This is a genomic window from Methylobrevis pamukkalensis (genome assembly GCF_001720135.1).
Lineage (GTDB): Bacteria > Pseudomonadota > Alphaproteobacteria > Rhizobiales > Pleomorphomonadaceae > Methylobrevis > Methylobrevis pamukkalensis.
In genome coordinates, this window is sequence record NZ_MCRJ01000135.1 from 1 (window position 1) to 9,624 (window position 9,624).

The 9,624-nt window shown below is 66.8% G+C and carries 8 protein-coding genes; 6 read left to right on the forward strand and 2 right to left on the reverse strand.

Translation table 11 applies throughout. The features are described 5' to 3' along the window. From oxlT to A6302_RS17710, 6 genes are all read left to right on the forward strand, one after another. Positions 1 to 1,143, forward strand: a 1,143-nt coding sequence (gene oxlT, locus A6302_RS17685; RefSeq protein WP_069308150.1) for an oxalate/formate MFS antiporter, incomplete at its 5' end; no start/stop codon positions are given. 364 nt (positions 1,144 to 1,507) lie between these two features. Then, a complete protein-coding gene (locus A6302_RS17690; protein ID WP_069308154.1) occupies positions 1,508 to 1,948 on the forward strand; it encodes a PAS domain S-box protein in 441 nt (146 codons plus the stop codon). 155 nt (positions 1,949 to 2,103) lie between these two features. Next, positions 2,104 to 3,354 (forward strand): formyl-CoA transferase, encoded by a 1,251-nt coding sequence (gene frc, locus A6302_RS17695; protein ID WP_069308151.1) that lies wholly within the window; start codon positions 2,104 to 2,106, stop codon positions 3,352 to 3,354. Between the two features lie 241 nt (positions 3,355 to 3,595). After that, positions 3,596 to 6,418, forward strand: coding sequence for a phosphoenolpyruvate carboxylase (locus A6302_RS17700; RefSeq protein ID WP_069308152.1), 2,823 nt, complete (start codon positions 3,596 to 3,598; stop codon positions 6,416 to 6,418). A gap of 178 nt (positions 6,419 to 6,596) precedes the next feature. After that, positions 6,597 to 7,331, forward strand: a complete 735-nt coding sequence (locus A6302_RS17705; RefSeq protein ID WP_083255873.1) for a GntR family transcriptional regulator — start codon at positions 6,597 to 6,599, stop codon at positions 7,329 to 7,331. A gap of 264 nt (positions 7,332 to 7,595) precedes the next feature. Beyond that, positions 7,596 to 8,600: an NAD(P)H-quinone oxidoreductase gene (locus A6302_RS17710; protein ID WP_069308153.1), complete on the forward strand. Its 1,005-nt coding sequence runs from the start codon at positions 7,596 to 7,598 to the stop codon at positions 8,598 to 8,600. 337 nt (positions 8,601 to 8,937) lie between these two features. Here the strand turns inward: A6302_RS17710 and A6302_RS24820 are convergent, their stop codons facing one another. Then, the gene (locus A6302_RS24820) at positions 8,938 to 9,120 is read right to left on the reverse strand and encodes an FCD domain-containing protein (protein ID WP_245294126.1); all 183 of its coding nucleotides are present in this window, start codon (positions 9,118 to 9,120) and stop codon (positions 8,938 to 8,940) included. Positions 9,121 to 9,128: 8 nt separating this feature from the next. Further along, on the reverse strand, positions 9,129 to 9,624 hold a 496-nt coding region (locus A6302_RS17715), incomplete at its 5' end, for a GntR family transcriptional regulator (protein ID WP_245294127.1).

A 9,624-nucleotide genomic window follows, 5' to 3' on the forward strand; every position in this document is an offset into this window, starting at 1 on the left:
GGCTGGGAGCGGTCGGAGATCCAGTGGGCGTTCACGCTGTTCGTGCTGTTCGAGACGTGGCTGGTCCCCGTCGAGGGATGGTTCGTGGATCGTTACGGCCCGCATATCGTGATCCTGTTCGGCGGCGTGCTCTGCGCCGTCGGCTGGGTGATCAATTCGATGGCCTCGGACCTGTTCACCTTCTGCGTCGGCCAGGTGTTCGCCGGTATCGGCGCGGGCGCGGTGTACGGCACCTGCGTCGGCAATGCCCTCAAGTGGTTCCCGGACAAGCGGGGTCTTGCCTCCGGCATCACCGCCGCCGGTTTCGGTGCCGGCTCGGCGCTGACGGTCTGGCCGATCCAGGCGACCATCGCCAACGCCGGCTTCCAGTCGGCCTTCTTCTGGTTCGGCATCGGCCAGGGGGTGATCATCGTCCTGTTCTCCTTCTTCCTGCGCGGACCGAAGGAAGGGCAGGTGCCCGAGCCGGTTTCCGCCGGCAACATCATCCAGTCGAAGCGGAACTACACCCCGCGCGAGGTGGTCACGCATCCGCTGTTCTGGCTGATGTACGCCATGTTCGTGATGGTTGGCGCCGGCGGCCTCGTCGTCACGGCCAACCTGGCGCCGATGGCCAACGATCTCGGCGTCGGCGGCGTCACGATCGCCTGGGGCATGACCGCGCTGACGCTGGCGGCCACCATCGACCGCGTGCTCAACGGCGTGACCCGGCCGTTCTTCGGCTGGATCTCGGACAAGGTCGGCCGCGAGAACACGATGTTCATCGCCTTCTCGATCGAGGCGCTTGGCATCTACCTTCTCTATCTCTGGGGCCACAACCCGATCGCCTTCGTGATCCTGTCGGGTACGGTGTTCTTCGCCTGGGGCGAGATCTACAGTCTCTTCCCGTCGACCTGCACCGACACCTTCGGCTCGAAGTTCGCGGCCACCAACGCGGGCCTGCTCTACACGGCCAAGGGCACGGCGGCGCTGCTGGTGCCCTTCGGCACGGCCATGGCCAGCGGCGGCAACTGGGGTCCGGTGTTCATCATCGGCGTGGTGCTGAACGCGCTGACCGCCTTCCTCGCGATCGCGGTGCTCAAGCCCTGGCGGCGCGGCGTGGCGCTGCGCGACGGTGCCCGGTCGGCCCTTCAGCCCGCGGAATGAGGTCAGGCCCGGGCAGCGGCAATCCGCGGCTGCCCGGGCTCTTCCGCCGGTCGTCACCATGTTTCCCCCGCCGTGATCATCACGGTTGCACACGCTGGACGGCGAGGGGGACTTGACAGACGTGCGGTTTGGTATGCCAAATGCCACCAGTTGGCGTGCCAGGGCGATAGTCCTCGGACACGGACCGTTCCGGCCTCCGGACGGTCCGCGATCCGGATGTCCGAAGCGGAACCGGAACCTGGGCCGGGACCGATGCTTCGGTCTTCTTTGCATGACCCGAGGGAGGACATGGGTGTTCGCGCCGCCCGTTCGCAGGTTCCTCGATGAACCGCAGGCGAGGCAAGAGGGACACCCGGACATGACGATGCGTGGAACGATCGATTTTCAGCAACTCGTCGCGACGGCAGGCGATGCCATCATCGTCTCTGATGCTGCGGGCAACATTGTGATGTGGAATCCCGCCTCGGAGCGCATCTTCGGTTTCACCGAGGACGATGCGATCGGCGGATCGCTCGACATCATCATACCGGAGCGCCAGCGGGGACGGCACTGGGACGGCTATCATCAGACGATGGCCACCGGCGTGACCCGCTACGGAACCGAGCTTCTCAGGGTTCCGGCGCTGCACAAGGACGGACGGACGCTGTCGATCGCCTTCACGGTTTCGCTTCTCTCCGAAGGCGACACCGTGACAGGCATTGTTGCGATCGTTCGCGACGAGACCCAGCGCTGGACCGAGGAGCGCGAGCTTCGACGGCGCGTCCGGGATCTCGAGACCGAATTGCGGGCGAAGTCGTCTTCCTGAGACCTGCCCGACATCCTCGTTCCGCATCGCGGGACGGGGCGAGTTTCCACCGCGCGCGGCATCTTGCGCAGGTGGAGGAGTGAACTCCCGGACCGGCGCCAGTGCGCCTCGGTCGGGGACCAAAATCAAACGATTGAAAAGGGAGATGGACCTACATGAGCAAGCCACTCGAAGGCGTAAAGATCATCGACTTCACGCACGTTCAGGCCGGTCCGGCGTGCACGCAGCTTCTCGCCTGGTTCGGCGCTGACGTGATCAAGGTCGAGCGCCCCGGCGCCGGCGACGTCACCCGTTCGCAGCTCCGCCACGTGAAGGACGCCGACGCGCTCTACTTCACCATGCTGAACTCGAACAAGCGTTCGCTGACCCTCGACACCAAGACCGCGCAGGGCAAGGAAGTGCTGACCAAGCTCATCCAGGAATCGGATGTGATGGTCGAGAACTTCGGTCCGGGCGCGCTCGACCGCATGGGCTTCTCCTGGGAGAACATCCAGAAGCTCAACCCGGGCATGATCCTCGCCTCGGTGAAGGGCTTCTCGGACGGCCACCACTACGAAGACCTGAAGGTCTACGAGAACGTGGCCCAGTGTGCCGGCGGCGCGGCCTCCACGACCGGTTTCTGGGACGGCCCGCCCACCGTGTCCGCGGCGGCGCTCGGTGACTCGAACACCGGCATGCACCTGGCCATCGGCATCCTCACGGCGCTGCACCAGAAGATCAAGACCGGCAAGGGCCAGAAGGTCGCCGTCTCGATGCAGGATTCGGTGCTGAACCTCTGCCGCGTCAAGCTGCGCGACCAGCAGCGCCTCGACGCCCTCGGCTACCTGGAAGAGTATCCGCAGTACCCGCACGGCTCCTTCTCGGACGTCGTGCCGCGCGGCGGCAACGCCGGCGGCGGCGGTCAGCCGGGCTGGGTGCTGAAGTGCAAGGGCTGGGAAACCGACCCGAACGCCTACATCTACTTCACCATCCAGGGTCACGCCTGGGCGCCGATCTGCAAGGCGCTCGGCAAGCCGGAGTGGATCGAGGACCCGGCCTACAACACGGCCGAAGCCCGCCAGGACAAGATCTTCGACATCTTCTCGTTCATCGAGAGCTGGCTGTCGGACAAGACCAAGTTCGAAGCGGTCGACATCCTGCGCAAGTTCGACATCCCCTGCTCGCCGGTGCTGTCGATGAAGGAAATCGCCAACGACCCGTCGCTGCGTGAAAGCGGCACGATCGTCGAGGTCGACCATCCGAAGATCGGCAAGTACCTGACCGTCGGCTCGCCGATCAAGTTCTCGGACATGGCCGTCGAGGTGAAGGCCTCGCCGCTGCTCGGCGAACACACGGACGAGGTTCTTGCCCAGCTCGGCTACTCGGCCGACCAGATCGCCGAGATGCACGCGGCCCGCGCCGTCTGATCATGTGAGACGTGAGGCGGCTCCGTTCGGGCAGCCTTGCAGTTCAGAGGGGACGGCGCGCCTGTGCCGTCCCCTTTTCTACGGCCGTCGCGGCCCGAAAGTGCATAAAAGCGCCATGCCGTGAAAATAGTCAGCGACGCGCCTTGTCTCCGTCCTCCGGCTCCGTCTAATCATGGAGCATCCACCCCGGTTGAATGAGGTACAGGATGGACTCTGCGGCACCTGTCGTACGCCCGCCGTCATGGACGTGTCGTCGCTCGAGAGCCACTGCCGCGAGCGGCTGAGGCTCTTCCGCAGCCGTCTGCCCGACGAACCCCGCTACAATCCGATCGCCCAGCTCTCCTTCGAGCTGTCGCGCGATCTTGAGGCGGGAACCCTTTCCCACGACGACCTGTCCCGGCTCGCCCGTCAGCTCGGCCGCGAATCCTTCGAGGCGCGTGCTGCCTCGCTCGGCGCCTATGTCGGGCCGGTCCCGATCGAGGAGAATGTCGTCCGCCTGAAAGCCGCCCTGCTGCGGCTGCTCGGCGAGGGCGGCGACGTGGCCACCGACAAGGCGATCCTCGGGCGCGCCCAGATCGGCATCGTCTTCACCGCCCACCCGACCTTCCTCCTGAAGCGCCGCCAGCGACAGACGCTCGCGCGCATGGCCAGCGGCCAGGCCGTGGAGGCCCCCACCGATCCGCTCGGACCCGACACGCCGCTGACGCTGCAGGTCGAGCATTCGGCCACCATGGACGCGCTGGACGCCGCCAAGGGCGCGCTCGCCGTCTTCAGCCGCGTGGCCTGCGAGGTGATGCGCGAGCGCCATCCGGAGGACTGGCGCCAGATCGACAGCGGCTTTGCCAACGTCGGCACCTGGATCGGCTACGACCTCGACGGGCGCACCGACATCCGCTGGAACGACACGTTCCGCTTCCGCCTCGCCGAGAAGGTGCACCAGATCGCCCGCTACGAGGCGGAGGTGGAGCGCATCACCGCGCTCTTCCCGAAGGACGTGGCCGAGAACAGCCACATCGGCCAGCTCGCGCTGCGCCTGCGGCGGCTGCGGGCGTGGAGCGCCTGGGTGCTGGAGGCCTTCTCGCAGGAGCCGCTCGGCAAGGGCGCGCTCGACACCGCCGCCGACCTCCTGACCTCCGACCATCCGCACAAGGAGGTCAGCGTCGACAGTCTCGTCGCCATGCTCAACGAGGCGATCGAGGAAGCGCCGGACGATCTGGCCGTCGAACTGATCGTCCTGCGCGGCGAGATGAAGACCGCCGGCTTCGGCGTCGGCGAGGTGCACATGCGCATCAACGCCACGCAGCTGCACAACGCGATCATGCAGATGCTGGACATGGAATCGGAAGAGCAGATCAGCTCGCGGTCGATGATCGACCGGCTGGCGACGCTGATCCGCGAGGCCGAGCCGGCCAAGGTCAACTTCGGCTCGCTCGACATCGAGCAGAAGACCGCGCTCCGCATGTTCGTCATCGCCGCGCAGATCCTCAAGCACATCGATCGCGACGCCTCGATCCGCATGCTGATCGCCGAATGCGAGGCGCCGGCGACGGCGCTGGTCGCCTGCTACTTCTCGCGGCTGTTCGGCGTCGACCACAAGCTCGACATCTCGCCGCTGTTCGAGACGCCGAAGGCACTGGAAAGCGGCGCGCGCTTCTTCGACGTGCTGTTCTCCATTCCCGAATACCGGGCGATGGCGAGGAAGCGCGGCCGGATCGCGATCCAGACCGGCTTCTCCGATTCGGGCCGGTTCATGGGCCAGATCCCGGCGGCGCTGGCGATCGAACGGTTGCACGGGCATCTGGCCCGCAACTGCGAGCGTCACGGCCTCACCGACGTCGAGGTGCTGATCTTCGACACCCATGGCGAATCGGCCGGCCGCGGCGCGCACCAGAAGTCCTTCGAGGATCGCTGCTACTACGTGTTCAGCCCGTGGGCCCGCAGCCAGTTCGAGGCGATCGGCGTCAAGGTGAAGCACGAGGTCACCTTCCAGGGCGGCGACGGCTTCGTCTATTTCGAGACGCCGGAGCTCGCGCTCGCCACCGTGACCCGGCTGATCGAGGCCGAGGCCAACTGGCACGATCTGGCCGGGGACGACAGCCTCTACTCGCGGACGAACTTCTCCTTCGACTTCTACCGCCGCGTTGCCGGTTTCCACGACCATCTGCTCGAGGACCGGGCCTATCACCGCACCCTCGGCTCGTTTGCCCAGGGCCTGCTCAACGAGACCGGTTCGCGCAAGTCGCGCCGGCAGTTCGACGTGTCCTCCGGCGAGGTGCATCAGGTCCGCAAGTTTCGGGCGATCCCGCACAACGCGATCCTGCAGCAGCTCGGTCATCCGCTGACCGTGATCGCCGGCTTCGGCACGGCGGCCCGCGGCGAGGAGGAGCGCTTCCTCGACGTCCACGCCCATTCCGACCGGCTGCGGCGCCTGACCTCGCATGTGAGCGAGATCAAGAAGCGGTCCAGCATCAAGGCGCTCGCGGCCTTCGCCGTGCTGTTCGACCCGGTGTTCTGGTCGACCCGTCCTTATGCCGGTGCAGAGCCGCATCTGGCCGAGCCGTGCCTGTTCATCACCCAGCTGCTGGAGGGCGACGAGCGCGCCTCGTCCATCTCCGCGCTGGCGGTGAAGCTGCGACTCGACGCGATCTGGCTGCACCGCATCCTCGACGGCGCCGACCTCAACCCCGGGCAGGAGGTGTCCGAGCGGCGGCAGCGGCTCGACATGCTGCACGCCGTGCGGCTGGCGCTGCTGCAGCACATCTTCCTGATGGCCGCGCGGGTGCCGCGCTTTTCCACGCGCAACGACATCTCGCGCGAGGACATCATGGAACTGATCTTCTCGCTGCGGATTCCCGAGGCGGTCGCGCTGCTGCATGATGCCTATCCGGTCAATGCGGCGGACATGTCGAGCTACAAGCTGCGCGAGCCCTACAGCTATCCGGGCGAGGATCCGGCGAGCTATGCGTCGCTCAGCGCGCGGCTGATCGATCCGATCGAAGACTGCTACAAGGCGGTGCTGGAGATCGGCGCGGCGATCGCGCTGGAATTCGGCGCCCACGGCTGACCCGGGGCCACGTCCGGGGTCGCGCGTGCGGCCTCGGACATCCGCCTTGAAACTGCGGGTCTGCGTGCAGCGTGCGCAGGGCGGATGAATTGTCTCACCCCCAGAAGAGTGCGTACGCAACCTGCGGAATATGGCATTATAAATCCCAGTGACGTTGTGAGACTGGAGACCTTGGGCTGTGGCAATCAAACCGCAAGTGCGCTGGCCGATCGCTGACGAATCCACGCCGGATCTCGTCCTGGAGAAGTTCGCGCCGGAGCAGACCTACAAGACCCGTGTCTACAGCGCGCTCAAGCATGCCATCACCAACATGGACATCTACAGCACGAACGAGGCCACCTGGCTCGACGAGCGTCAGCTGTCCGAACGGCTCGGCATCAGCCGCACGCCGGTGCGCGAGGCGATCGCCATGCTGGAGCAGCAGGGCTTCGTCAAGTCGATGCCGCGTCGCGGCATCATCGTGCTGCGCAAGACCAAGCGTGAAGTGATCGAGATGATCCAGGCCTGGGCGGCGCTTGAAGGCATGGCGGCGCGGCTGGTGACGCTGAAGGCCAAGGACAGCGAGATCGCCAAGCTTCGGCCGCTGTTCGACGAGTTCGGCGAGACCCACAAGCCGGCCGACTATCTCAGCGAATATTCCAGCGCCAACATCCGCTTCCATCAGACGGTGGTCCAGCTTGCGGGCTCGCAGGTGCTGGCCGAGATGACCGAGAATCTGCTGCTGCACGTGCGCGGAATCCGGCAGATCACGATCGGGCGCGACGACCGTGCCAGCCAGTCGATCGTCGAGCACCGGGCGATCATCGAGGCGCTCGAGAAGCGCGACACCGAACTGGCCGAGCGGCTGTCCCGCGACCACACGCTCAACCTTGCAGACTATGTCGAGCAGCACAGCGAAGGCCTGTTCGACTGACAGGCCGCGGTCCGGCCGATCGGCTGGACCGAGTTCGGACAGGGCAGGACGATCCCAGCGCCATTGCGGGATCGTCCTGCCCTTTCGCGTTCTGGCCTGATGGTGTGATGGCGGGCTGTCCCGCGAATCGTGTCCGACCCGGTTGCCGGGCAGGGGAGGGCGACCACGCGCCGATCGATGTGCTAGGATCGGCCCCGGATCGCGGCGAGAGGCCATGCCGGTCCGGTCCCCATCCGATTCGTTCGTCATCAGGAAAGACCAAGCATGACCGTTCTCCCCGAGACCATGTCCGTCATCGCGATTCGCGAACCGGGCGGTCCCGACGTGCTGACCCCGCAAGTCCGTCCGGTGCCAGTGCCGGGGCCGGGCGAGATCCTGATCGCGGTGCGTGCCGCCGGCGTGAACCGGCCCGACGTGCTGCAGCGCTCGGGCGTCTATCCGGCGCCGAAGGGCACGACCGACCTGCCCGGCCTCGAGGTGTCGGGCATCGTCGCGGCAGTGGGCGAGGGCGTGACCCGCTGGGCGGCGGGCGACGCGGTGTGTGCGCTGACGCCGGGCGGCGGCTACGCCGAATATGCGCTGGTCGACGCCCGCAATGCGCTGCCGATCCCGGCCGGCCTCGATTTCGTGGCCGCGGCGGCGGTGCCCGAGACCTTCTTCACCGTCTGGCACAACGTGTTCGAGCGCGGCGGTCTCGTTGCCGGCGAGACGCTGCTGATTCACGGCGGCTCGTCCGGCATCGGCACCACGGCGATCATGCTCGCCAAGGCGTTTGGCGCGCGCGTGTTCGTCACCGCCGGGTCGGCGGACAAGTGCGCGGCCTGCCGTGATCTCGGCGCCGATCTGGCCATCAACTATCGCGAAGAGAACTGGCTGGAGGCCGTGCGCAAGGCGACCGACAAGCAGGGCGTGGAGCTGATTCTCGACATGGTCGGTGGACCCTACATCGAGCAGAACTGGGTTGCCGCGGCCAACGACGGGCGAATCGTCAACATCGCCTTCCTGATGGGGTCGAAGGTCGAGATCGACTTCACGCGGTTGATGATGAAGCGCCTGACGCAGACCGGCTCGACGCTGCGGGCGCAGTCGGTGGCCGCCAAGGCGCGGATCGCCGACGCGTTGGAGGACAAGGTCTGGCCGATGCTGGCGGACGGCCGGGTGCGGCCGGTGGTGCACGCCACCTTCCCGCTCGCCGAGGCGGCGGCGGCCCATGCGCTGATGGAGACCAGCAGCCACATCGGCAAGATTGTTCTCACCGTCTCGTCGTGAGCTTCGGTCGTCACGGAGCTATGCCGCCGGATGGCACGGCTCGCGGACTCAAGTCCGGGCTGCTCAAATCCGGGGGGCCATGATCCGGGGGGCCATGATCCGGGGGCTCACGACCCAGGGGGCCCATGACCACCCTCGTGCAGACGGTGATTCTGCCGCCGGCACGAGGGTGGTCTGATGCCTCGGCGCCGATGAACGGACTCGATCGGCCTCATCCTGAGGAGGGCGCTCTTGCGCCCGTCTCGAAGGACGAGGCCGCCCCCGTTCTTCGAGACGGCCCGTTCCGGGCCTCCTCAGGGTGAGGGCGGAGAGAGGTCGGTTCATACGCGCGCTGGTCTCAGCCCGGAAAGACCCCGTATTGTTCCACGTGGGCGGCGAGACCGAGCGCGTGGTGGCGCACGAGACTCTCGGCCTGGTCGGCGTCCCGGCTGCGCAGGGCATCGATGATGTGGCTGTGCTCCACGCGCGAGCGCTCGATCCGGTGCGCCTGGCGCACCGACACCCGGCGAATCGCCCGCACGTGGACGATCAGGCGCGCGTCATGTTGCCGATGACCGCATTGCCGCCCAGACGCAGGATTTCCTGGTGGAACCGGAGATTGGCGTCCGAATAGGCATCGAGGTCGTCGGCGTCCTCGGCGTCGAGGTCGCGGAACACGTCGGCCAGCGCCTCGAGGTCCTCGTCCAAGGCGTTGCGGGCCGCCAGCCGCGCGGCCATCGCCTCGAGGCTGGCGAGCGCGCAGATCATCTCGACGATCTCCCCCCGCGACTTGCGCTCCACGAAGAAGCCGGTGCGGGCGATGGAGCGCACCAGTCCCTCGCGCGCCAGCACGCACAGCGCCTCGCGGATCGGCGTGCGGCTGACGCCGAGTTCGGCGGCAAGCTCGCGTTCGTCGAGGCGGATGTCGCCCGTGTCCCCGTAGATGTCCATTTCGGAAATGAGCTTGCGGATCGCCTCGCAAGCAAAGACGCGAAGTGTGGGCGGCGTTTCCGTCCGCTCGGCAGGCATATGCCGCGAAGCCTTC